The organism is Streptomyces sp. NPDC056486 (assembly GCF_042795295.1).
Classification (GTDB): domain Bacteria; phylum Actinomycetota; class Actinomycetes; order Streptomycetales; family Streptomycetaceae; genus Streptomyces.
On record NZ_JBHTSF010000025.1, the window covers coordinates 22,686 to 43,970 of the forward strand.

General features: G+C 69.6%; 23 protein-coding genes and 1 pseudogene. 9 read left to right on the plus strand and 15 right to left on the minus strand.

All coding sequences use genetic code 11. The features are described from left to right. The first annotated feature begins 136 nt into the window (after positions 1-136). Positions 137-907 (plus strand): GntR family transcriptional regulator, encoded by a 771-nt coding sequence (locus tag ACFQ7F_RS13285; protein WP_383269903.1) that lies wholly within the window; start codon positions 137-139, stop codon positions 905-907. After that, the gene (locus ACFQ7F_RS13290) at positions 904-1,764 is read left to right on the plus strand and encodes a hypothetical protein (protein WP_383269905.1); all 861 of its coding nucleotides are present in this window, start codon (positions 904-906) and stop codon (positions 1,762-1,764) included. Before ACFQ7F_RS13285 ends, ACFQ7F_RS13290 begins: the two co-directional genes overlap by 4 nt. 21 nt (positions 1,765-1,785) lie before the next feature. On the opposite strand, the pseudogene ACFQ7F_RS13295 reads toward ACFQ7F_RS13290, so the two are convergent. From ACFQ7F_RS13295 to ACFQ7F_RS13310, 4 genes and pseudogenes are all read right to left on the minus strand, one after another. Next, positions 1,786-2,293, minus strand: a pseudogene (locus ACFQ7F_RS13295) (Uma2 family endonuclease). Next, positions 2,274-3,164, minus strand: coding sequence for a hypothetical protein (locus tag ACFQ7F_RS13300; RefSeq protein ID WP_383269906.1), 891 nt, complete (start codon positions 3,162-3,164; stop codon positions 2,274-2,276). Before ACFQ7F_RS13300 ends, ACFQ7F_RS13295 begins: the two are co-directional and overlap by 20 nt. A gap of 233 nt (positions 3,165-3,397) precedes the next feature. Next, positions 3,398-3,667 (minus strand): DUF397 domain-containing protein, encoded by a 270-nt coding sequence (locus ACFQ7F_RS13305; protein ID WP_383269908.1) that lies wholly within the window; start codon positions 3,665-3,667, stop codon positions 3,398-3,400. Continuing rightward, on the minus strand, positions 3,651-4,490 hold the full coding sequence (locus ACFQ7F_RS13310) for a helix-turn-helix domain-containing protein (RefSeq protein ID WP_383269910.1): 840 nt from the start codon (positions 4,488-4,490) through the stop codon (positions 3,651-3,653). Before ACFQ7F_RS13310 ends, ACFQ7F_RS13305 begins: the two co-directional genes overlap by 17 nt. 117 nt (positions 4,491-4,607) lie before the next feature. On the opposite strand from ACFQ7F_RS13310, the gene ACFQ7F_RS13315 reads away from it, so the two are divergent. The 3 genes from ACFQ7F_RS13315 to ACFQ7F_RS13325 all read left to right on the plus strand — a co-directional run bounded on the left by ACFQ7F_RS13315 (position 4,608) and on the right by ACFQ7F_RS13325 (position 5,763). Continuing rightward, positions 4,608-4,820, plus strand: a complete 213-nt coding sequence (locus ACFQ7F_RS13315; protein WP_383269912.1) for a hypothetical protein — start codon at positions 4,608-4,610, stop codon at positions 4,818-4,820. Beyond that, the gene (locus tag ACFQ7F_RS13320) at positions 4,817-5,047 is read left to right on the plus strand and encodes a hypothetical protein (protein WP_383269914.1); all 231 of its coding nucleotides are present in this window, start codon (positions 4,817-4,819) and stop codon (positions 5,045-5,047) included. Before ACFQ7F_RS13315 ends, ACFQ7F_RS13320 begins: the two co-directional genes overlap by 4 nt. Before the next feature lie 113 nt (positions 5,048-5,160). Beyond that, entirely contained in the window at positions 5,161-5,763 is a 603-nt protein-coding gene (locus tag ACFQ7F_RS13325; RefSeq protein WP_383269916.1) for a Uma2 family endonuclease, read from the plus strand. A gap of 49 nt (positions 5,764-5,812) precedes the next feature. Here the strand turns inward: ACFQ7F_RS13325 and ACFQ7F_RS13330 are convergent, their stop codons facing one another. Then, a complete protein-coding gene (locus tag ACFQ7F_RS13330) occupies positions 5,813-6,721 on the minus strand; it encodes an NmrA/HSCARG family protein (protein ID WP_383269918.1) in 909 nt (302 codons plus the stop codon). A 105-nt stretch (positions 6,722-6,826) separates the two neighbouring features. On the opposite strand from ACFQ7F_RS13330, the gene ACFQ7F_RS13335 reads away from it, so the two are divergent. Next, entirely contained in the window at positions 6,827-7,393 is a 567-nt protein-coding gene (locus ACFQ7F_RS13335; RefSeq protein WP_383269920.1) for a TetR/AcrR family transcriptional regulator, read from the plus strand. A gap of 87 nt (positions 7,394-7,480) precedes the next feature. On the opposite strand, the gene ACFQ7F_RS13340 is transcribed toward ACFQ7F_RS13335, so the two are convergent. From ACFQ7F_RS13340 to ACFQ7F_RS13360, 5 genes are all read right to left on the minus strand, one after another. Continuing rightward, positions 7,481-7,816: a helix-turn-helix domain-containing protein gene (locus ACFQ7F_RS13340; RefSeq protein ID WP_383269922.1), complete on the minus strand. Its 336-nt coding sequence runs from the start codon at positions 7,814-7,816 to the stop codon at positions 7,481-7,483. A 101-nt stretch (positions 7,817-7,917) separates the two neighbouring features. Beyond that, positions 7,918-9,156: a YwqG family protein gene (locus ACFQ7F_RS13345; protein WP_383269924.1), complete on the minus strand. Its 1,239-nt coding sequence runs from the start codon at positions 9,154-9,156 to the stop codon at positions 7,918-7,920. 243 nt (positions 9,157-9,399) lie between these two features. Further along, on the minus strand, positions 9,400-9,828 hold the full coding sequence (locus ACFQ7F_RS13350) for a DUF4267 domain-containing protein (protein ID WP_383269926.1): 429 nt from the start codon (positions 9,826-9,828) through the stop codon (positions 9,400-9,402). Between the two features lie 149 nt (positions 9,829-9,977). Next, entirely contained in the window at positions 9,978-10,328 is a 351-nt protein-coding gene (locus ACFQ7F_RS13355) for an antibiotic biosynthesis monooxygenase family protein (protein WP_383269928.1), read from the minus strand. Positions 10,329-10,439: 111 nt separating this feature from the next. Further along, a complete protein-coding gene (locus tag ACFQ7F_RS13360) occupies positions 10,440-10,886 on the minus strand; it encodes an anthrone oxygenase family protein (protein ID WP_383269929.1) in 447 nt (148 codons plus the stop codon). Positions 10,887-10,977: 91 nt separating this feature from the next. Here ACFQ7F_RS13360 and ACFQ7F_RS13365 point away from each other — a divergent pair, with 91 nt between their 5' ends. Next, complete coding sequence (locus ACFQ7F_RS13365; protein WP_383269931.1) at positions 10,978-11,556, plus strand: TetR/AcrR family transcriptional regulator; 579 nt, start codon at positions 10,978-10,980, stop codon at positions 11,554-11,556. An 86-nt stretch (positions 11,557-11,642) separates the two neighbouring features. Here ACFQ7F_RS13365 and ACFQ7F_RS13370 read toward each other — a convergent pair whose 3' ends face one another. The 3 genes from ACFQ7F_RS13370 to ACFQ7F_RS13380 all read right to left on the minus strand — a co-directional run bounded on the left by ACFQ7F_RS13370 (position 11,643) and on the right by ACFQ7F_RS13380 (position 15,255). After that, positions 11,643-13,154 (minus strand): PTS transporter subunit EIIC, encoded by a 1,512-nt coding sequence (locus ACFQ7F_RS13370; protein WP_383269933.1) that lies wholly within the window; start codon positions 13,152-13,154, stop codon positions 11,643-11,645. Between the two features lie 94 nt (positions 13,155-13,248). After that, entirely contained in the window at positions 13,249-14,247 is a 999-nt protein-coding gene (gene murQ, locus ACFQ7F_RS13375; RefSeq protein ID WP_383269935.1) for an N-acetylmuramic acid 6-phosphate etherase, read from the minus strand. Positions 14,248-14,331: 84 nt separating this feature from the next. Beyond that, positions 14,332-15,255 (minus strand): MurR/RpiR family transcriptional regulator, encoded by a 924-nt coding sequence (locus ACFQ7F_RS13380; RefSeq protein ID WP_383269937.1) that lies wholly within the window; start codon positions 15,253-15,255, stop codon positions 14,332-14,334. Positions 15,256-15,396: 141 nt separating this feature from the next. Between ACFQ7F_RS13380 and ACFQ7F_RS13385 the strand changes: the two genes are divergently transcribed. Together ACFQ7F_RS13385 and ACFQ7F_RS13390 are read left to right on the plus strand one after the other, a co-directional pair. Next, positions 15,397-15,804, plus strand: coding sequence for a hypothetical protein (locus tag ACFQ7F_RS13385; protein WP_383269938.1), 408 nt, complete (start codon positions 15,397-15,399; stop codon positions 15,802-15,804). Continuing rightward, on the plus strand, positions 15,801-16,067 hold the full coding sequence (locus ACFQ7F_RS13390) for a DUF4031 domain-containing protein (protein WP_383269940.1): 267 nt from the start codon (positions 15,801-15,803) through the stop codon (positions 16,065-16,067). Before ACFQ7F_RS13385 ends, ACFQ7F_RS13390 begins: the two co-directional genes overlap by 4 nt. Positions 16,068-16,115: 48 nt before the next feature. Here ACFQ7F_RS13390 and ACFQ7F_RS13395 read toward each other — a convergent pair whose 3' ends face one another. Continuing rightward, positions 16,116-16,568 carry a hypothetical protein gene (locus ACFQ7F_RS13395; protein ID WP_383269941.1) on the minus strand — a complete coding sequence of 151 codons (453 nt, stop codon included), beginning with the start codon at positions 16,566-16,568 and terminating at the stop codon, positions 16,116-16,118. 41 nt (positions 16,569-16,609) lie between these two features. Then, on the minus strand, positions 16,610-21,280 hold the full coding sequence (locus ACFQ7F_RS13400; protein WP_383269943.1) for a caspase family protein: 4,671 nt from the start codon (positions 21,278-21,280) through the stop codon (positions 16,610-16,612). Between the last annotated feature and the right edge of the window lie 5 nt (positions 21,281-21,285).

A 21,285-nucleotide genomic window follows, 5' to 3' on the forward strand; every position in this document is an offset into this window, starting at 1 on the left:
CTCGGTCAGGGGATGCCCGCTGACGCGGGGGAAGTATGTCCCGAAGGCGTCGGAGGCGTACGCGGCTGAGATCGACGATGAGAATCGACAACGAGATAAGTAATCGATTATCTGTCGGATCATCTATTGTGCAGGCATGAGTCAGAGCCAGAGCCGGAGCCAGCTGCCCCAGACCTCGCCGTCGGCGGGGAAGCAGATGCTCTCCGAGCAGGTCTACGCACACCTGCGGGACGCGATCATGCGCGGCGATCACGCTCCCGGTGACGCCCTCAAGCCCCAGGACCTCGCCAAAGAGCAGGGCGTGAGCCTGGCCGTCGTGCGCGAGGCGCTGGTGCGGGTGGTCGGCGATGGCCTCGCCGACCGGCTGCCCAACCGCGGCTTCGCCGTCCCTGCCTTCTCCGACCGCCGCTGGCAGGAGATCGCGGAGGCCCGCAGGACCATCGAACCGGTCATGCTGCGGATGTCCGTCGAACGCGGCGACGTCGACTGGGAAGCCCGGGTACGAGCCGCCCACCACCGCCTGACCCGCACCCCGGCGTTCGTGCCGGAGGAGGGCGAGCACTACAGCAGCGCATGGGCCGAGGCCCACCGGATCTTCCACCGGACTCTGCTTGAGGGATGCGACAACGCGGTCCTCCTGGAGACCTTCGACCGGATGTGGACCGCGAGCGAGCTGGCCCGCCGCTGGTCGGCGCACCGCAACCCCGGCCGGGACGGCGCCCTGGAGCATCGCCGCCTTGAGGAGGCGGCGCTGGCCCGCGACGCCGACACCGCCGCCGAGGTCCTGACCCGGCACCTCACCCAGACCGCGGCAGGACTGACCGACTGCCCCCACCACGACCCCACCGACGAACGCACCGATGACCCCACCGATGACCCCATCGACGAAACCGGAGCCACAGCATGACGTCCATCGAGGCGAGCGCAGGCCGCCACTGCCACAACGCCGTCAGCCCCCTGCACGCGGCCATGTACTTCGCGCCGGAGCCGCAGGAGGAACTCACGGCACTAGGCCTTGAGCCCGGCCCCATGGTCTACCTCGCGGGCCGCGCCGCACCGCTCGGCGCCGTCGACGCGGGCACCGTCACAGCGACGTTCTACAACTTCAATCACGAGCATGTACGGCGGTACATCCCCGCCGCGTGGACCGTCACCACACCGGAGGCGGTGCTCGCGGCGCGGCTGCGTGGCGCGGACGGGACGCTGCGGCGGCTGCTCGGGGCGGAGGCCCTCATATCCACCCAGATGACCGAGGCGGCCGAACTCGCACTGCACGCCACCGAAGCGTGCCGCCGGGAGGCACGGCCGCTGTACGCAGCCAACGTCGACCTCCCCGTACCCGAAGAACCGCACCTCGCCCTGTGGCACGCCGCGACGCTGCTGCGCGAGCACCGGGGCGACGGTCACCTCGCCGCCCTGGCGGTCGCAGGCCTGTCCGGCATCGAGGCGCTGGTCCTGCACAACGCCACCGGCAAGGCGGCGACATCGGCACTGCTCATGCGGACCCGCGGATGGTCCGAGCGGCAGTGGGACGCTGCCCGGGACCAGTTGCGCGAGCGCGGCCTGCTGGACGGGGCGGGGGACCTCACGGATGCGGGCACGGCGCTGCGCGGCGAGACGGAGGCGCTGACGGACCGCCTCGACGCGGCCCCGTACGACCACCTCGGTGAGGCGGCCACCGCCCGCCTCACCGAACTTGCCGGTGCGTTCTCCGGGACCCTCAGGGCGGAAGGCGCGTTCCCTGCGGTGCATTTCGGCAGGTGAGGACGGCGGTCGGACATTCGGTCAGTCGGCGTAGTCCTTGAGCTTTTCGGTTTCGAGGGTGATGTTCACGGGGGCCGGGAGCTCGACGACAGCTCCGTACGGGTAGGAGGGCTTCTGTTGGTACACCCCGTCCTTCGGCTCGCTGAAGACGGTCAGGGTGTTGTTGTCACGGTCGATGAGGAGGTAGACGGGGATGTCGGCCTCGCCGTAGCCGACCGGCTTATCGATCCGGTCGCGCTGGTTGGTGTCCTTGTCGCGGGAGGTGATCTCGACGGCCATGAGGATGCCCTCGGGATCGGACCACTCTCCGTGTCCCCTGAAGTGGCCTACCGGTGCGAGGGAACCGTCCGTGCGGGCGCGTCCCTTGCAGCAGCCACATGAGGATCGAGCTGTGGTTGCCGTCCGGCATCGCCTTGACCCCTAGTTTTCCGTTGACGTACTCCAGCCGCACGGTTTCGGGTGCTCGGCGTTCCAGTTCCTCGAAGTCCTCGACGGTCATCTGCGGGCGCTCATCGATGCCAGGAGCCATGGAGGTGCCTTCTCTCTTGTGCGGCGTTGGTTGCGTCGCGGGCTGCCGCCGCGTGGGCGCGGACGGCTGTGGGTGCCAGGGTCGACGCTGCGCGGGGTGCGGGGCCGGGCTCACCCCGGCACGGGCCGCAGGTGCCGCCGGGCAGGGCTTCGGGGCGGCCGGGTGCGCCGCACCTCCCGCACTCCAGTACGCGGAGTACGGGGCGGGGCGCTGGTTCCGGAGGGAGCTTGGTCTTGAGGCGGCTGCGGACGAGGGCCGCAGGGCTGTGGACCGGGGTGGGCAGCCCCGAGGTGAGGGCGCGGAGGATGTCCGGCTCCGTCGCCCCGCGCGTGAACCACTCGGTGACCTGGGGCTCCAGGGCAGCGCAGTCCACGTACGCGAGGGAGAGGGAGGGGGCCGTCCGGCCTAGGGCTGCCAGGAGGATGAAGGCGCGGCTGCGGGTGGGGTGCCGGGGTCTGTCCGGCTCGCCCTCCGGTACGTCGCCGCGCGTGAACGCCGCCCACCAGTCGTTGTCCCTCGCGGTCCGCGAGAACCACGTCCGCGTGACCCAGCGAGCACTGCCGGAACCGCGCACGTGTTCGCTGCCGCGCCGCAAGTGGCCTGCTGCCTGGAGCCTGTTGAGGGCGGTACGGAGAGCGCACTGGCCGTACGGGAGGTGCTTGGCCAGGGTCTTTACGGAGATGTCCGCGCCGTCGGGGAGGCGGTCGAGGTATGCGGCGATGGACGCTTCGCGGGGTTGAAGGTGGGTGAAGTCGTACGCCGTGCGGGGGAGTTGTGCGGGCGCCGAACGTTTCCCGTAACCCGGATTGGCCATCGGGTGCGGGTCTGCGTGCGCAGGGCGGAGGGCGGCACTAAGCTGCGTATTAGCCATCGGATCGACGCTGCTTTCGATCTTGGTGGTCAGGCCCCCGCAGGTGTTGCTAGCACCTGACGGGGGTTGTTTTTGTTCGTTAATCGGGCACGGTAGAGCGTCGTCACGCTGCGTGGCAAGTCGAACCCGGAAAGTGGTCAGTTGTGCCAACGCCGGGGGAGGGAGGGCGGGTTGATACCCGCCTCCCGTTCCTTGAAAAGAGGGCTCGGGGCTTGTGGCTTGAGCCCCGGGGGTTAGCTGACCTGGAGATCCGCGATGAACGCGGACCAGGCCGTGGCCCGGAACACGAGCTTCGGGCCGGTGGGGTTCTTGGAGTCGCGGACGGGGAGGAGCCCCGGGTGGCCGTCGGATACTTCGAGGCAGTCGCCGCCGCTGCCGCCGCTGTACGTGGACTTGCGCCAGCGGGCGACCTCCAGGCAGTTGCCGCCGTCACCAGCGCTGTAGCTGGACTTGTGCCAGGTCATCGCGCTCGGGTCGTACTCGTACTCACGGGTGTTCTCCATACTCGTAATCCTGCGCCACCGACTCGACCAGGGCCAGGGATTCTTTCGGGGAGAGCGCGGCGGCCTGGAGGAGGTTGAACATCAGGGCGTGGCGGGTGACCGTGGCTGGGTCGTCCAAGAGCTGACCCATGTTCGGCCCTTCGACGAAGGAAAGCGGAGGTGCGTCCTCGAACTCCATCAGCTTCAGGTGGCCTTCCATCGCTGCATGCGCCCCGGCGTCGAACGGCAGCACCTGCACGATGACGCGGTGCTTCCGTGCGAGGACCGCCACGTGGCGCAGCGCTTCCGCCATCACCGCGCCGCCGCCCACCGCCCGCCTGAGGGCGGCCTCGTCAACAATCGCCCACAACAGCGGTGTTGTTGGGTCGTCGAGTAGACGAGCGCGTTCGAGCCGCACCTCCACCTGGGTGTTGATCGCGTCGTCCGTCGCCGTCGGGTGGTAGGCGCGGAAGATCTCCTTCGCGTACGCCCCCGTCTGAAGTAGCCCCGGGATCAACAAGGTGGCGTACTGCTTGATGGCGGTCGCAACCGCCTCCGCCTCCGCCGCCTCAGCGAAGTGATCCGGGTACTTGGACTTGGCGACGGCCTTGCAGTTGCGGGTGAAGAAGCCCCCTGTGCCCAGGACTTCGTCGAAGTGGTGGGCGTACTCCAGATGCATCCGGCGCGTACCGGCCTCCAGCTGCCCGATGAAGGAGCCGCTGACGAAGAGCGGCGCGCCCAGGGCGTCCTGACTGAGGCCCGCACGTTCACGGGCGTGGCGGAGTTCGCAGCCCAGGAGGGCTCGGGGGTTCGATGAGGGGTCGAGGTCCTTGGGGCGGGTCATGGGGCAACTCCTGCACCGAACAAGGGGGTTTGTTGGGTCGCCGACGCTTCTCAGGGTACGCAGCGACGGACACGCTGGGTGATGGAAAAGCAACACTCGGTGTGAAAGGCGGAGGGTATGGCGCTGACGGCGGAGGAACGGGTGCGGGCGGTCGAGGAGGCCGTACGGCAGTTGAGAGCGGGCCTCGAAGGGGCCGGGGTCACGCTGCCCTCGCTGCGGATGGACCCCCTGACGGCGTCGACCGAAGGGGCGCTGCCGCTGGTGGAGCTGGGGCGCTGCAACCTCGACACGGCGTTGCGTCTTGCCGTCGTACTGGAGGGCGCGCGATGACCGGCGACCCGGGTGTTCCGGAGGCGGGGACGTACGCCGTCGACTACCGGGACGGCAGCGTGGGGCAGGTCATGGGCTGCGAGGGCGGTCTCGTACAGCTACGCCCCTTGGGTGGCGGCCGGGAGTGGGACTGCCCGCCCGAGAAGGTGGGGGAGGCGCCACCGGGGGAGGTGCTGCGGGAACGGGTGCGGGAGCTGAACCGGCAGGGCCAGGCGAGGCCACGGTGAGCGGATCGCCGCCTCGGTCGCTCGTTCGTGGGACGCTGGGAGAAAGCGGTCAACGACCGCAGGCTCGTCGATCTACGCTCACGCGCCGCAGGCTTCAAGAGAAGGGACCCGCGATGACCGCAGCACTGGTCGAGCACGACACGGCTCCTGACCGCCGTTCGTGGGACCTTCTGCTCCAGGCATGGCGTGAGCTGGATGTGCCGGAGGGCTGGCACGCCGAGATCGATGAAGGGCAGATTGTCTTGGTACCGCCGCCGCACAGGCACCACAACGGAATCGCAGCCATGCTGCACAGGCTGCTCTATGGGGTGATCTCCGAGAAGCTGGAGGTCTACCAGACCCTCGGCATCCACATCGCCCCCTTGGACAAGTTGTACGTGCCCGACCTGGTCTTGGCCGCCCGCGAGGTCGTCGACGCCGCCGACCCCGACACCAACGACCCCTTGGACGCGTCGGAAGCCCTGCTCGTCGTCGAGATCACGTCGCAGAGCAACGCCAAGGACGACCGCACCAAGAAGCTGTGGGCCTACGCGCATGCCCCGGTTCCGGTCTACCTGCTCGTGGACCGCTTCGATGAGCACGGCCCGACAGCCACGTTGTTCACCGGCCCGCAGAACGGGGCGTACAAGCACGCCGAGCGGGTGCCGTTCGGGGAGAGCCTCAAGCTGCCGGATCCGTTCGCGGCGACCGTCGATACCGCCGACTTCCCCGGTTAGTCGGGGTCGCGTACGCCAACGCACCGCCCCGCGGGACGCTGTGGAGCGGTTATGCCGCCGTGAGGTGTGCGCGGGCCCAGTCGGCGAAGGGGGTCAGCGGGATGCCCAGCGTCCGGGCGTATTCAGGGCGGGCCGGCTGGCCGACGAGGTTGTTCCAGTCGTGTCCGGCTCCCCAGCCGGGCATGCCCGCCGCGAGCGCTTCCTCAAGGTTCATCGTCGGGGCGGCCACCGGCACGCCCCACGCCTCCGAGAGGACCTCGGCGATCTGCTTCATGGTGAGCCGGTCGCTCGCCAGTTCCAGCTCCAGCGTGTGGAAGCGGTCCGGGTCGGCGATGGCGTGGGCCACGGCCGAGCCGATGTCCTCGCGGGCGACCAGGGCCAGCTCGGTGTCGGGCTTCACGATGGTCGCCAGGCCGCCGTCGGGGCCGTGGGGTGCGAGTGCGGGGAGGTTCTCCATGAAGAACGCGGGCTTGATCACGGTCCAGTGCGGGAAGGCCGCACGGCGTACCGCGTCCATGATCGCCTGCTTCGTCTCGAAGTACGGCTGCAGGGGTGCCCAGCGGCCTTCGGCCCAGCCGGGTGCCTGCGTGTGTGCGCCGACCCCGCTGGTGGAGGACTGCACGAACTGGCTCACGCCCGCCTTCCGGGCTGCCTCGATCAGGTTGGTGGCCTGCGTGAGTTCTCCGGCGAAGTCGAAGCCTTCGCCCGTGAAGGGCGGCATCTGCACGGAGAAGACCGCACGGACGTCCTGGGCGGCGCGGGCCAGTGAAGCCGGGTCGGTCAGATCGCCGGTGACCAGCTCGGCGCCCAGGGTCTGGATGGCCTTCGCCCCGTCGGTGTGCGGGTCACGGACCAGGGCTCGAACGGGTGCCTGAGCGGCAAGCAGGGCCCGGACGGTCGCGCCGCCCTGGCGGCCCGTGCCGCCGGTCACCAGAACAGGAGCAGGGGTTGCAGGCATAGTCGGATCTCCACGTACGTCTTGGGCCACGCAAATGGCGGGGTCCGCCGTTTCCGTCTCCGTTACGATATGGCGGGGCCCGCCACTTAGCAAGCAAGGGGAAACATGCCAGGCCAGCGCTCAGACGCACGCCGCAACTACGCGCGCATTCTCGAAGTCGCCGAAGCGGAGGTGGCCGACCGCGGCACCGAGGCTTCCCTCGAACAGATCGCCCGCACCGCGGGCGTCGGCTCGGCGACCGTGCGCCGGCACTTCCCCACCCGCCAGGCCCTCCTCGAAGCCGTCTTCCACGAGCGCATCCAGACCCTGGCCGAACAGGCCCGCGTCGGCAGCGCCGCGAAGGACAGCCGTGCGGCACTGCTGTCCTGGATGCACGACCTCCTCGCCTACGCCGTCTCCGCACGCGGACTCGCCGACGCCCTCGCCTACGAACCACCCGTCGAGGACGCCGCCCCGGACTCTTGCGCCGCCGTCCTGGAAGCCGCGGGCACTCCGCTCCTGCGCCGCGCCATCGACGACGGGGCCGTCCGAAGCGACTTCACCTTCCGTGACCTGATCACCCTGACCGCCGGCATCGCCCTGGCCACGGAACACGAGGCCACCCCCCTCACCCACGCCAACCACCTGCTCCAGCTCACCATCCAGGGAGTGGGCCCAGCCCCCATCGACTGACTGGGCCCGCATCGGTCTCGCGCATCATCAGCAGGCCGTGACCGCCTGATGCAGCTGGCATGGGCGGGGTGGAGTGTAAGAAGGGGATCAAGCCGCGGGGAGGGCGGTGAAGGTGACCTCTTCGTGGTCGGCGTCCAGGGCGATGTTCAGGGAGGCGTTCATCGCGGTGGCCACGCGGCGCAGGAGGGGCAGGGTCGGGACCGCGTCCGCGCCTTCGATGCGGGAGACCTTGGCCTGGGTGAGGCCTGCGCGTTCGGCGAGCTGGGTCTGCGAGAGACCCAGCTCCTTGCGGCGGTCGTAGACGGCCTTGGCGAAGGCCATCGCGAGGCGGATCTCAGCGCGGTCGGCCTCGGCTTCAGGTGACTCGGCGTATCCCTCGCGGAGCTTCCTCTCGCGGGCCAGCGTCCAGCGTGTGTGGCTCATTTCGCGTCTCCGTCCTTGGCTCGGTCATACGTCAGATCAGCAGGGCGGCCGGTCCCGCCGCACTCACCTCGTCGCAAGTCGTGGCAGAGCTGAGGATGTGGTCAATGCATGTGCCATACGCCACGGGCCCTGGTGAAGTCGCCCGCCGCCAGCGCATCGCGTGGGATAAAGATATAGATCAGGCCGTCGTCGCCGAGCGGAGCGTCCGGTTCGGAGTCGATCTGGGCGAGCAGTTGCCATTGCGTGGGCGGTACGTCCGGTTCGGCGGTCGAGCACTGCTCCCAGGGGTCGTTCTGCAGGGGATCGGCGTAGCCGAGCAGGCGGTGCCGAGGCCGGTCATCGTCATCCAACGGGGGATGGAACTCGTTGAGGAACTCGATGAACGCCGCGAACTCCTCACCCGGGTCGGCGGGGTCACAGCCAGTGAGGTCCAGGTCGGTGAGGTCTTGGTAAAAGGGGCTGTCCAACGGGGGAAGCGACAGGTTCACCGATGGGATCACCGCGCGCCGCGGGAACGTCCCGGCTTCCGCAGGAGTCGCTGTGGCGACCAATTCGCGGGTGTCTGATGGTTGGGTCATGACCAGCACCCCTGGTCCGTGTGCCGTGTCGTCCCACGCGGTGCCGCTGGTGAGGTCGGCGAAGATCTGCAGCAATCCGGCAGGGGGCAGCAATCGGTCATCGTCGCACCGGCTCATCTCGGCCAGATCGATCTGCGCCAGGAAAGTCATCGCGCGATCTCGGCGGTGTGGCCAGGCCGCACCGGACGGCAGGTCGGGAAAGCCGCCCAGGCGGGTGCGTCCAGCGCCCATGCCGTCGGAGCATGGGGTCAGGTCGATCCCGGTGCGGCACAACGCCACCAGCGCGTCAGCGTGCTTGCCCAACCGCAGGCCCTGGCAGACATCCCGTACCCACTCCGCGGCGTTGGCGGCATCCGCCGCTGCGGCCCACGCCCGCACTGTGCGGGGATCAGTGAACTGTTCGACGAACTGCGTCGTGGTCTGCGCCTGGCTCTGTTCGAGCACTACTTGGGGAAACTCCAGCATGCTGGGGGCCACGGACCGTCCGCCCATCCGGTCGACGGCACATGCCAGCAGGGACGGCAGCGACTGCACCCACGCCTGGACGTAGGCGTGGGCACGCTCGGGGTCCTGGGCTGCCGGGACCAGTTGGACTGTCTGCTCTCCGCATTCGCCGGTGCCGTCGTTGTGCAAGCACAGCCTCACGGTGAGGCGCCCATCCGACGCAAGGTCAAGACCGGGCTCGACAAGTTCCAATCGGGCTTGCCCGTGCATCGCGGGCAAGCCCGCTCGCAGCAGCGTTTCGAGAGCTTCCCTGTCCACCTTGGCCTTCCGACCCAGCAATGATGATCGGCGACCTTACCAATCACCGGCCGACTCAGCCGCGCCAAGGCCGGCCTCCTCTACACGACCGCCGTCGCCATCTCCGCCACCGCAGATGCGTTGCGCAGCCGTTGAACCGGAGCGCCCGCGCAGGCCAACTTCCCGGTTGAACCCATGGGTTCGTCCCAAGCACCCTTCAGAATTCGCGAACTCGCGGAGGTGGCCCTTCGAGGCGTGCAGCTGTCAGGCGGGCTGTGCGGCGGGTGCTGGGGCGGGGGCCTTGTGGGCCTTGCTGGTCTCGCGGAGGATCAGCAGGCCGGTGATCGCGATCAGTGCCGAGGTCAGGCCATGGATGCCGAACGCTGCGGCGATGGAGCCGTGGTGGGCCAAGACGTTGATCATGTCGCCGAACGGGGCGACGGCCTCCATCAGCAGGACCCAGCCCAGCGCGCGGCGGTGGCCCGTCACCAGCAGGATGCCGATGACCAGGCCCATCGAGAATTCGCGGATGCCCTTCATGATGAGGAAGCCGTCGCCGTCGCCGGCGGGCCAGTTCGGCAGGCCGACGCCTGGAGTGGACGTCTCGGGGGTCAGGATGAAGGACAGTCCGAGGTAGAGGACGAACAGGGCGCAGGTGGTGACCAGGACGGTGTTGACGTTCTTCAGCGACACGGTGCTTCTCCTTCGATGTTCAGCCTGGGGTGGGGCAGGGCTCAGCGGCGGGCGTAGCTGGGGCGGCCGATGACGTGCCGGATGACGCGGACCGGTGCGGGTGCCGGTGCGGGTGGGGCGGCCGAGATCGCCTTACTGCAGCTGACGTGTCACGCGTCGATCTGCTCGAAGATGTGCGGGTACGACACGATGTCGTCGGGGAATTCGGCAGCCATGCGCTGGAACTCCGGGCTGCCGAACGCCCTGGCGAGAGCCTCGGTCGACTCCCAGACCGCGACGTTCATCAGGAGTTGGCTGTCCGCCGTTCCCTTGTGCATCTGCAGGGAGATGAATCCCGGCTGAGCCTTCATGAACTCCGCCTGCTGGTGAAAGAGGGCCAGGAACGATTCGGTCCTCTCCTTCGGGACGAAGAAGGTGTTGGCCAGGACGATGGGCCCGGTCTTCTCCTTGAACTGCGCGAACATCGGTGTGTTCGGGTCGAGACTCTGCAGCTTGGCCATGGTCGGAAATTCCTCTCGCTATCGGTGAATGGGTGTCGCCGTGGCGGTGCCGCACTTCGGGCGCACGGCCGGGCGGTTGCGGCTGACGGCCGGGCGGGTGAGCCCGTGGGCTCAGGCGAGGGCGGCGACCAGCAAGGTGAAGGCGGCGATGATGACGGCGACGCGGACGTAGTGCCAGCGCTCCCAGGCGTTCAACTGCTGCTTCCAGTCGGCGGGCCGGTTCTCGGGGGTCCACGTCTTGTTCCGGTTGTTGATCGGGACGAGCAGCAGGATCGACATGATCACGCTGACGAGCAGCAGCGCGCCGGCCGTGACGACTAGACCGGTGCCGTGGTGGTGCCATCCGGCGACGGCCCAGACCGCGATGAGGATGAGCGAGCCGATGTACCAGAACGGCATCACGGCGCCGAGCATCCGGCCCCCGTGGGCGTGGCCGAGCTGGCTGCTGTCCTCGGGGAGGGCGTTGAGGATCCGGCTCATGACGAAGGCGACGGAGAACTCCACCCCCACCATCACGCCGACGACCACGGTGGTGAACACCTCAAGTGCGTTGAGCATGATGACCTCTTCTGAAATCTAGCGTTGCTAGCTGATGAGGCAACGCTAGCGCTACTGCCGCTCGATTGTCTAGCGATGCTAGGATCGAGTCATGTCGGTACAGGAACGCAAGCAGCGCGAACGGGCGGAGCGGGAGCGCCTCATCGTGGCGACAGCCCGCGAACTCGCCGAGCAGCAGGGCTGGGACGCGGTCACCACCCGCCGGCTCGCCGAGCGCATCGAATACAGCCAGCCCGTCCTCTACAGCCACTTCCGCGGCAAACGCGAGATCATCGGCGCCGTCGCCATCGAGGGCGCCGCCGAGATGGCCGTGGCGGTGCGGGCCGCGACCTCCGGCGCGGACAGCCCGCGCGAGCGGGTCACCGCCCTCGCCCGCGCCTACCTCGACTTCGCCGCACGCAACCCGGCGGTCTACGACGCCCTGTTCCAGCTCGACGGCGGCCTGGCGTTCGCGGACGACGACACCCCGGAGCCGCTGAAGGACGCCTTCGCCGCGCTGCTGGAGAGCCTGGGCGAGGTCGCAGGGGACGGCGTCGACCCGGGCCTTTTCACCGAGACGTTCTGGGCGGCCCTGCACGGCCTGGCCACCCTGACCCGGGCGGGACGGCTGCCGCCGGAGTACATCGAGCCGAGGGTGGAACTCCTTGTGGACCGGCTCGCCATGGTCTGACACACCGCCCCGGCGCAACGCGAGGGCGGCACCCCGTCGTGCAGGGTGCCGCCCTCGGTTGTCGGAGAGGTCAGATGCCGGACAAGTCAGACCGTCGCGGGTGACTTGGCCGGGTCCGCTGACGGGGTGGGGGAACCCGCGACGACCTGCTCGTGCGCGGTCGTGTCGACGTTCAGTTCCACCAGCATCTGCTTGCTGAAGCCGAAGAAGTACGTCGCGACGAAGCCCACCACGTAGCCGACAAGCAGGCCGCCGCCGTAGATCGCGATCGTCAGGCCCAAACCCTTGTTGCCGTCCAGAAGGGGGAACAGGGCCCAGCCCGACGGGCCGATCGCCGTGGAGCCGACCTTCTCGCCGATCATCGAGAAGAAGCCGATGAACGCGCCGCCCGCCGCACCGCCCACGCACGCCGTGATGAAGGGGCGGCCGAGGGGGAGCGAGACGCCGTAGATGAGAGGTTCGCCCACGCCCAGGAAGCCTGCGGGGAGCGCCGACTTGATCGTCGTACGGATCGACGTGTTGTTCTTCAGGCGCTTGAACACCGCGATCGCACAGCCGACCTGACCCGCGCCCGCCATCGCCAGGATGGGGAGCAGGACCGTGAAGCCCTGCTGCTCGATGAGCGTGGTGTGGATGGGGATCAGGGCCTGGTGCAGGCCCAGCATCACCAGGGGCAGGAACAGGCCGCCCAGGACCAGGCCCGCGAACGCGCCCGTGTTGTCCAGGAGCCAGTTCGCCGCCGTGCCGATGCCCGTCGAGACCTCGCCCGCCAGGAACATCAGGCCGAAGATCGTGACCAGGCCGGAGAGGAGGACCGTGATCGTGGGGGTGACGAGGACATCCAGCGCCTCCGGGACCCAGCGCCTGCACCACTTCTCGATGTACGTGGCGAGGACCGCGGCGCCCAGGGCGCCCAGTACACCGCCCTGCCCGGGTGACAGCTTCTGACCGAACGCCTCGATGTTCGCCACACCCGCGTACACGATGATCGCCGCCACCGCGCCGCCCAGGATCGGCGTACCGCCGAACTCCTTCGCCGTGTTGAAGCCCACGAACACCGCGATCAGGGCCATGAAGCCGGAGGCGATCGCCGCGAGCGCCGGGGTGATGCCCGGCAGCCACTCCAGGTTGATCAGGAGGCCGTTGATGCCCGCGATGATGCCGCAGCCGATGAGGGCCGGGATCAGCGGCACGAAGATGTTCGCGATGCGGCGCAGGAAGAGCTTGAACGGGGTGGCGTTCTTCTCCTTGCGGGCCGCCCGGATGGCTGCCCCCTGTGTCGCCAACTCATCAGCGGTGAGCACGTGTTCGGAGGGCGCCGTCGGGGCTGCCGACGCGGCGCCCTCCGCCACCAAGGCCTCGAACTCCGGGGTGACGCGGGCGACGATGCCCGGGCCGAGCACGATCTGGTACGTGTCGTCATCCACCACGCCCATCACGGCGGGCAGCGCCTTCAGTGCCTCGTCGTCGACCAGCGAGCGGTCGGCGAGGCGCAGGCGCAGGCGCGTCATGCAGTGGGCGATGGACGTGACGTTCCGGGCGCCGCCGACGAGGGGCAGGATCGCGGCGGCTGTGGCGCGGTTCTTGTCAGTTGCCATGGTGCGGGGTGCCTTGCTGTGTGCAGGGTGGCGCTGTTCGGTCAGCGGCAGGGGAAGGGGAAAAGGGGAAAAGGGGAAGGGGAAAAGGGGTGGGTCAGGTGGTGGTGCGGGGCGTGCGCGCGGTGTCCAGTGCCGCCCTGAGGTGGCCGTCCGATGACGCGAGCAGGTCGGCCGCCGTGTGGCCGTCGACTCCGCCGAGGATGGTGAGGATGGCGTTCTTCACCTCCCCGTCCGTGGAGGCGAGCGCGGCCTCGATCTCCTCGTCGGACGCGCCGGTGGCGAGGGAGACGATCCGCCGCGAGCGGGCCCGCAGCTTCTCGTTCGACGCGCGTACGTCCACCATCAGGTTTCCGTAGGTCTTGCCGAGGCGGATCATCGTGATCGTCGACAGCATGTTGAGGACGAGCTTCTGGGCCGTGCCCGCTTTCAGGCGGGTTGAGCCGGTGAGGAGCTCCGGGCCGACCACGATCTCGATGCCGTGGTCGGCGGCTGCCGCGAGCCCGCTGTCCGCGTTGCAGGAGAGGCCGATGGTGAGCGCGCCCCGCCGCCTCGCGTGCTCCACCGCGCCGATGGCGTACGGAGTGCGGCCGGACGCCGAGACGCCGACGACCACGTCGTTCGCGGTGAGACCGAGCCCGTCCAGGTCCTCGGCCGCGAGCTCCTTGCTGTCCTCCGCGCCCTCGACCGCCGTGACCATGGCGCTCGGCCCGCCCGCGATGAGGCCGACGACCTCGGACGGGTCGGTGTTGAAAGTGGGCGGGCACTCGGAGGCGTCGAGCACGCCGAGGCGCCCCGCCGTACCCGCGCCCGCGTAGACGAGCCGTCCGCCGCGGGCCATGCGCTCGGCGGTGCCGTCGATGGCGGCGGCGATCGCCGGGAGCTGCTCGGCGACGGCCGTCGGCACGGTGGCGTCCTCGCCGTTCATGATCTTCGCGATCTCCAGCGTGGGCTGCCGGTCGATCTCGGAGAGCTCGGGCCGGAACGCCTCGGTGGTGAGCGTGTCCAGCTGGGCGCGGAGCTCGCCGTACGTCTCTCCGCTGCCGGGGGTGGGGGAGGGAGAGGGGGTGGGGGTGGCGTCGGTCGTGGAGGGCATGGCGTGCGGCTCTTTCGTGTGCGGCGGGGTGGAGGGGGGTGGAGACGGCGCAGGACGAGGGAGGTCAGGAGAGGCCAGGTGAGGTCAGCGGCTGCCGCCGCGCGGGCTGTGCCGGTGCGCGAGCGCTTCGTAGGAGGCGGCGAGTGCGGGGGCCGCGCTCTCGTACGTCCGCTGGGCGACGCCCACGAACAGGCAGTCCACGACGAGGAGTTGGCTCGTACGGGACGACATCGCGGCGGGCCTGAGCTCGCTCTCGCGCGCGGTGGAGGTGGTCAGGATGTGATCCGCGTACTGCGACACGGGGCTGCCGGGCCGCCCGGTGATCGCGATGGTCGTCGCCCCGCGCTCGAAGGCGACCCGCAGCGGCTCGATGACGTCACCGGTCGACCCGGAGTGCGTGATCGCGATCGCCACGTCCTTGGAGTGCAGGGTGACCGCGTTCGTGACGGCGAGGTGCGGGTCGGAGTGCGCGTGGGCGATGTGGCCTATGCGAAGCAGCTTCTGCGCGAGGTCCTGGGCGACGAGGCCGGAGGCGGCGACGCCGTAGATCTCGGTGCGGGGTGCGACGGCGAGCGCGGCGACGGCGGCGCCGAGCTGGACGGTGTCGAGTCCGCCCGCGGTGTCGGCGAGGGTCTGCTGCTCGTCGTACGCGAGCTTCGCCACGACGTCCGCGATCGGATCGTCCACGGCGATGTCGGCGGTGACGGCGGGCGCGCGGCCCGACTGCTGCTGGGCGGCGAGTCCGGCGAGGGCGAGCCGCAGGTCGCGGTAGCCGGGGTAGCCGAGGAGGCGCGCGGTGCGGACCACCGTGGCCTCGCTGGTGCCGGTGAGCTCGGCGAGGCCGGTGACCGTGAGGGCCGCGCACCCCGCGGGGTCGCCGGCGACGGCTTCGGCGACCAGCTGCATGGAGCGGGTCATGGACGGGGCGAGGGTCCGCACCTTGGCCGCGAGGGCGGCCGGGGCGGGGGGCGCCGCGCCCGCGAAAATTTCCTTCACGTCATTGGTCACGCCTGAAAGATATTTTCGGACCGGGGGTCGGTCAAGACCCCTTTGGTCCCGATCTCGGATGGATCTTCGGAGGTCACGCGCGGATTTCGGTGGGTCACGCGCGGGCTCCGGCGGGTTGCACGTGGGGTGGACAATGGCTGCATGGAAGCGATCGACCCTCTGGAGCAGGCGCTGCACGCCGCTCGTGCCCTTGTCCTGGCCGACCTCGTGGCGGGTGAGGTCGCCGAGGCCGAGGTCGTCTCGCTGGTCGAGGAGTCGGTGGTGCACCGCCGCTGGTGGGTCGAGCAGTGGCCCGAGGGCGTCGAGTACGTCGCGGGGCTCGTCGCCCAGGACGTACAGGACGCACTCCTGGAGCGCTACGGCCGCTGGCCGCTCTGCCCGGTCTGCGGCGCGGACGACCCGCACGCCCTGGAGGTGGAGCCGGAGCTCGGCCCCGACCCGCACTGGGTGTGCGCCAAGGCGGCCGTCGTCGTGGCCCCGGTGGGCGGCCTGGCGGGCGGCGGTCCGACTGGCGGTCCGACGAGTGGCCCGACGGGCGGTCCGGCGTGACGGTCTACATAGACCCGCCGACCTGGCCGGGTCACGGCCGTATGTGGTCGCACCTGGTCAGCGACTTCTCGTACGAGGAACTGCACGCGTTCGCGGCAGGCATCGGCGCCCCGACGCGCGCTTTCGAGCGCGACCACTACGACCTGCCCTCGCACCGCTACGAGGACGCGGTGCGCGCGGGCGCGGTCGAGATCGGCTCGAAGGAACTGGTGCGCAGGCTTACGAACGCGGGGCTGCGGCGGCCGAAGGGGCGTCCGGCGTAGGGGGGCCCGTCGGCCTCTCGTCGGCTTCGTCGGGCTTCGGTGGAGTGGTCAGTCTGCCCGGCTCGCGTACGCCGCGAAGTGGTATTCCGTTTCGCAGATGACGATCAGCCTGCTCAGGTCCGCCGCGAGGAAAATCCACGGATCCTCGATCGCCTCGCGCACGAGCGCGGCCCAGCCGCCGCCGCCCTCGGCGACACGGCACTCCACCCAAGGTTCGCGGGCCACGTGGGTCTTCACGTAGAAGTGCCCCGCCACTCCATTCCGGGTCAGCAATTCCTGTATCCACGCGTCGAGTTCACCGGAAGCCGTTTCATCGCTGATCACGTCGTCCGGGTCTGTGCGGATGTCCTGGAACCGGTCGATGGCCGCTCTGAGCCACGGTGGCTCCCCGCCGGGAACGGACCCGAACCCGAGGCTGAAGCCGGACAGCTTTCCGGCGATGGCCTCCAGAGCCGCCTTCTCCCGGCGTTCGCGGAGCTTCTGCTGCAGTTTGCTGTCCACTGCACGGTGCCTGTTCGTAGGAGTAGAGAGGGCGCGGAGGCTTACGGGGCGAACCAGCCCTCCGCCTCGTGGCGCAGGCCCAGGGCGGTGGCTTTGCGGGCCACCTCGTGGAAGGGGAGGGAGAGGCGGGCGGCGACGGTCACCAGGGTGGTGAGGGAGAGCAGAGTGTCGTTCGTCTCGCGGAGGCGGAAGTTGCTTGTTTTCGGCGACCGGAGCGCGTTGGTCAGGTCCCATTCGGCGTTGCGTTCCTTGCCCCAGGCTTCCGGGCGAGGGTCCACCTCGTAGCCGAGGTGGTGCATCGCCTCGGTCATGTCGCCGATCTCCGGTCCGTACTGGCCGGTGTGCAGGGCGGCGGCATAGTGCTGGGAAGGGGAGATGGATCCGTGGCTCTCGGGGTCGGGCACCAGGAACCCGAAGCGCACGACCTGGGCGTCCTGCTGGCGCAGTGCCGAGAGGAGGGCCGGGGCGGGTGCACACGCGTACCCCAGGGACGTCAGCCGGTCCGCCGCCTCGGACAACGAGACATCGGCTTCCTGTGCCACCTCCGCGAGGTCGATCAGCGGCAGGGCCCTCTCCGGGTCGTGTCCCACCAACGGGCCGAGGAACTCGATGTCCTTCTTCGACAGTTGCTCATCGACGGCTCGCGGAGGGCGGACCTCGAAGCCGAGCCCTCGCAGCCGCTCCGCTGTGGATTCGGGTGAACCGAATCGGCGAGCGGCGGCCATCACGTACGCCCAGGGCACGGGCCGGTACGGCCAGGGCCGAGCCCCCTCGTACTCCATGATGGCCCGGTCGTCGTCAGACAGCTCGGTGTCCGGCGTCTCGACGGTGAAGCCGAGTCCGCGGAGTAGTTCGGCCGCGTGGTGGAGGGAACAGCCCGACTCGTGGGCCACGCTCGCGAGTTCGCCCGACAAGACATCCGTGGCCAGGCCGGAGGGCGCGGGATCGGGGTTCACCTGCCAGAGGTTGTGGATCACTGTCTGATCCTCTTCGGTCCAGGTTTCCCTCACGGGGACGTCTACCGGCACGCCGAATCCCAGTTCCCGAAGCCGTTGGGCCGCCTCCGGGGTAGGGCACTCGGCCCGCGCCGCGCTAACGCAGACCTGCGCGGCGGTGAGGGTCGTCCCTGGCTCGAGCCAGGTGCCGAAATGGCCGGCAAACAGGAGGGGAAGGTCCTCCTGCTCGACCATGGACCACGCGTGCAGGGGCTCGACGCGGTAACCGAGTGCGGTGAGGCGGTCGGCCACTTCCGCGGCGGACAGGTCGGTGAACATGACGCGATTGAAGATGTCTGTGACGGTCAACGTCCTGTCCGGATCGCACCAGGGATAGAGCAGCTTGAGACTGGGGGCGCCGGTCCGGGCCAGGGCCGGTGAGGGCTGTGTCCCCATCCTGCTGTTGCCTTGCCGCCAGACGGCCAAGTCCGCGTCCCAACGCGTGAACCCGCCGTGGGTGCTCAGCAGCGCTAGGTCTGACGGGCGGGCGCACGGATCCGGCGCGTCCGGCGCTCCGACTGCGAGCGGCTCGCCGAGCCCGGCCCGATACAGTGTCAACAGGCGCCAACGCAGCACAAGAGAAGGGGTGTTGCACAGGTACGAGGCTGTCTGCCCCCCGGCCTCCTCGGGGAAGTCGCCGGTCACTAGCGGAAGCAGTGCCTGATCGGGGAGGAAGAAGCCAACCTTGCTGTAGGGCAGGACGGTCCCGGCGCTCAGCTCCCAGGGAACGTCCGCCTCGCGCGCGTGCACGCCGACGCAGTCAGCCAGGTCGACGGACATGTCACACAGTCGCGCGAGCCACGTCACCGTTGCCAGGGACCGCCGACCGGTGAAGAGACTGGGCACGGCCGCACTGACCCGCTCTTTGGCGTGCTCCCAGTCATAATCCTGGATGCTCGAGCGGTTGACGCTCAGCTCAGGCTGCCGCTCCCCATACAGGTTGAGCACGAAGCCGTGCAGGTCGCCCAGGTTGCGCGTCGAGGCCCACAGTCCGTCCGCCAAGAGCCACCCCCTGCCGTCCACCCACCACAGATCTGGGTCGGACGAGGGGTGGATGGTGTTGCTGCGCTTGCTCACCGACACGCCGTGGAGATGCGACGTCTGAATCAGCTCAACCCCCGTCAGGGACGCCTCGCCCGGCATCCATTCCTGGCGGCGCGCGCCGTGCTCGGCCGTCGTCCGGTATGGCGCCACCCAGAGCACCTTCTGCAGAACGTCCACACAGGAGGTCGGCCTACGGTACTGGGTGAGTAGCAGACGCACCGTCGTTCCGCACTCGTCCCCCGGACCCAGGTCCTCGACCCGGAAGAGGTTGCCGGGCCCGGCGATCGACACCTTGAGCAGTCGTCCGGGGTGGCCGTCCTTGCCCATTCGGCAGGTGCGTACGACGATCTCGTCGGCCAGCATGAAATAGCTCAGCACCCCGATGCCGAAACGGGAGTTGGGGTGCAGCTCGATCTTCGGGTCGGGCAGTTCCGCCCAGGCCGCCTGCTCCTCGATGTACTCGGGCAGGTCGACGAAGCGGGCGCCGCCCTGGGAGAAAACGTCGCGCAGCTCTCGTACGCTCATGCCGATGCCGTTGTCGCGGCACTCCAGGTAGGGACGGCCGTCGTCCCCCACGCCCTGGATGAAGTCGATCCTGCCCTCCCAGGGCGCGCCGACCGGCCGACCGGTGCGCCGCAGGAACTCCCTTCGCCGGTCGGCGTAACGGACCGCGTCCAGCGCGTTCTGGTAGACCTCGCGGACCGCCAGATCCCGCTCGCCGTACAACTCCTCGCCCATCAGCAGCTCCTGGACCCGGTCCTCCGCCAACTGGAAGCGGATGCCGTCCGAGAGCTGTTCCGGGGTGTTGCCGCCCAGCCGGACCCGAGAGCCGTCCGCGTAGGGCGGCAAGGCCGCCAGCGGCGCGAGTGTCGGGTTGTTCGCGCGGTTGATGTCACGGAACAGGCCGTCCACCCGCGACGCGTGTTCCCGCAGAGCGATCTGCACCGCCGGGTGACCGCACACCGCGTTGAGGGAACGGCCCGTGCCTGATGTGCGCCAGTCCGAGCCTCGCACCGTGGTCAGGAGTTCGTCGAGCTTCACGCTGTCCGAGATGCCGAGGTGTTCCACGACGATCTCTGGGAGGTCGACGGGGTCCACCGCCATCGCGTACGCCGCCTTCGTGAGCGCCGCGACCAGCGGTTCGCGGACCTCGTGCTCGTCGGGCGCGCTCGCGGCCACCGTGTCGTGGTCGTGCAGGCCGTCGCCGCGCGCGGTGGCGAAGGGGGCCGCGCGGTGCTCCTGGAGGAAGCGCATCAGCCGCTTCTCGGAGAGCGACTCGGTGACCCAGTGCGGATGGTCCGACGCGTTCGCCGGTCCGCCGACCAGCAGTTTCAGGGACTCGGCCGCGTACACCTCCGGCTGCTGGATCAGCCAGCGGTGGTACAGCCACCAGCGGATCCGCTCCACCGAGCCGTCCGTGACCTTGGCCTGCTCCAGGGCGCGCAGCCTGCGCTTGATCCTGGGGAAGCCCTGGGCGAACTTGCCGAAGCGGTCCCGGTCCGGGGCCGGGCCCTTCCCGTCGTCGGCCAGGACGCCGCGGCGCCGGTCCGCCTCCTGCGCCCAGAAGGTCTGCTCGACCAGTGGAAGCAGCACGGCCAGGGCCGCCTCGGACGGAGAGAGGTCCACGTCGTCCGCGAGCCGGCGGGTGAGGAAGCCGAGCCTGGCGTGGGCGCGCAGGGCCAGTTCGGAGTCGTGCCACGGGTCGTCGCGCAGCGCGGCCGCCGCCGTCTCGTACCCGGCGGCGAGACCGCTCGCGAGGGTGCCGCAGAGTTCGTGCAGGGCGTCCCGCGCCGGGCCGGGGCGGGTGCGCTGCCACACGGAGTGCTGGGTGACCGAGCGGATCCACGGGTGGGCCTCGGTGTGCCGGTCGGGGCCGGGGAGGAGGGGGAAGTCCTGCTCGCCGGGGGCGAGTTCGCAGACCACCCTGATCTGCTGCGGGGCGCGGTCCCGTTGTTTGTACTGCTTGTACGCGCCGTGCAGGGCGGTGACCCGGGTCTGCGCCTCCTGGAAGAACTCCTGGAGGCGCATCGCGTGCGGGTTCTCCGTGATCACGTCGCCGACGGCGCGCGTGAAGAGGCTGAACGACTCGCCGGGCGGGATGCCCGTGTCGGCGCCGGGATCCGCTGTCTCCGACTCGCGCACGAACAGGGACTGTTGAGTCGCCGAGCACCCGTACACGTACGCGACCTTGCGGCGCAGCGACGCGGCGATTTTCCGGCGCGACCAGCTCTGGACGCCCGGGGGGCCCGCCTTGGTGTCCCGCTGGATGCCCTCGCGGCAGGCGTCGACGAGGAAGACGACGTGGGCCGCCCGCGACTCCTCCAGCTCCTTGCGCCAGCCGATCTCGATGCACGTGTCGGAGAACGGCTCGACGTCGAAGGTCGCGTCCTCGGGGATCAGGTAGTCCTGGCCCTCGAAGTGGTGGCCGTGCCCGCTGAGCAGGATCCACAGCGTGTCGTCCGGCCTCGCGTCCCGCAGGAAGCCGCGGACCTGGGCGTGTACGACGCTGGGGATGATGCCCCGCTTGTTCTCGACGATCTCCGCCGACTGGAAGCCGCGGTCGGTGAGGATGTCGCGCAGCCGCAGCAGGTCGTCCTGGATGAACGGGAGGCTGTCGATGCGCGTCTCGTCGTAGTCGCTCGCCCCGATCAGGAGGGCCTTGTGCTGTGGCACGGCCG

Coding starts and splice junctions, on each gene's coding strand:
- ACFQ7F_RS13285 (WP_383269903.1), top strand. CDS start 137: ATGAGTCAGAGCCAGAGCCGGAGCCAGCTGCCCCAGACCTCGCCGTCG.
- ACFQ7F_RS13290 (WP_383269905.1), top strand. CDS start 904: ATGACGTCCATCGAGGCGAGCGCAGGCCGCCACTGCCACAACGCCGTC.
- ACFQ7F_RS13300 (WP_383269906.1), bottom strand. CDS start 3,164: ATGGCTAATACGCAGCTTAGTGCCGCCCTCCGCCCTGCGCACGCAGAC.
- ACFQ7F_RS13305 (WP_383269908.1), bottom strand. CDS start 3,667: ATGGAGAACACCCGTGAGTACGAGTACGACCCGAGCGCGATGACCTGG.
- ACFQ7F_RS13310 (WP_383269910.1), bottom strand. CDS start 4,490: ATGACCCGCCCCAAGGACCTCGACCCCTCATCGAACCCCCGAGCCCTC.
- ACFQ7F_RS13315 (WP_383269912.1), top strand. CDS start 4,608: ATGGCGCTGACGGCGGAGGAACGGGTGCGGGCGGTCGAGGAGGCCGTA.
- ACFQ7F_RS13320 (WP_383269914.1), top strand. CDS start 4,817: ATGACCGGCGACCCGGGTGTTCCGGAGGCGGGGACGTACGCCGTCGAC.
- ACFQ7F_RS13325 (WP_383269916.1), top strand. CDS start 5,161: ATGACCGCAGCACTGGTCGAGCACGACACGGCTCCTGACCGCCGTTCG.
- ACFQ7F_RS13330 (WP_383269918.1), bottom strand. CDS start 6,721: ATGCCTGCAACCCCTGCTCCTGTTCTGGTGACCGGCGGCACGGGCCGC.
- ACFQ7F_RS13335 (WP_383269920.1), top strand. CDS start 6,827: ATGCCAGGCCAGCGCTCAGACGCACGCCGCAACTACGCGCGCATTCTC.
- ACFQ7F_RS13340 (WP_383269922.1), bottom strand. CDS start 7,816: ATGAGCCACACACGCTGGACGCTGGCCCGCGAGAGGAAGCTCCGCGAG.
- ACFQ7F_RS13355 (WP_383269928.1), bottom strand. CDS start 10,328: ATGGCCAAGCTGCAGAGTCTCGACCCGAACACACCGATGTTCGCGCAG.
- ACFQ7F_RS13360 (WP_383269929.1), bottom strand. CDS start 10,886: ATGCTCAACGCACTTGAGGTGTTCACCACCGTGGTCGTCGGCGTGATG.
- ACFQ7F_RS13365 (WP_383269931.1), top strand. CDS start 10,978: ATGTCGGTACAGGAACGCAAGCAGCGCGAACGGGCGGAGCGGGAGCGC.
- ACFQ7F_RS13370 (WP_383269933.1), bottom strand. CDS start 13,154: ATGGCAACTGACAAGAACCGCGCCACAGCCGCCGCGATCCTGCCCCTC.
- murQ (WP_383269935.1), bottom strand. CDS start 14,247: ATGCCCTCCACGACCGACGCCACCCCCACCCCCTCTCCCTCCCCCACC.
- ACFQ7F_RS13385 (WP_383269938.1), top strand. CDS start 15,397: ATGGAAGCGATCGACCCTCTGGAGCAGGCGCTGCACGCCGCTCGTGCC.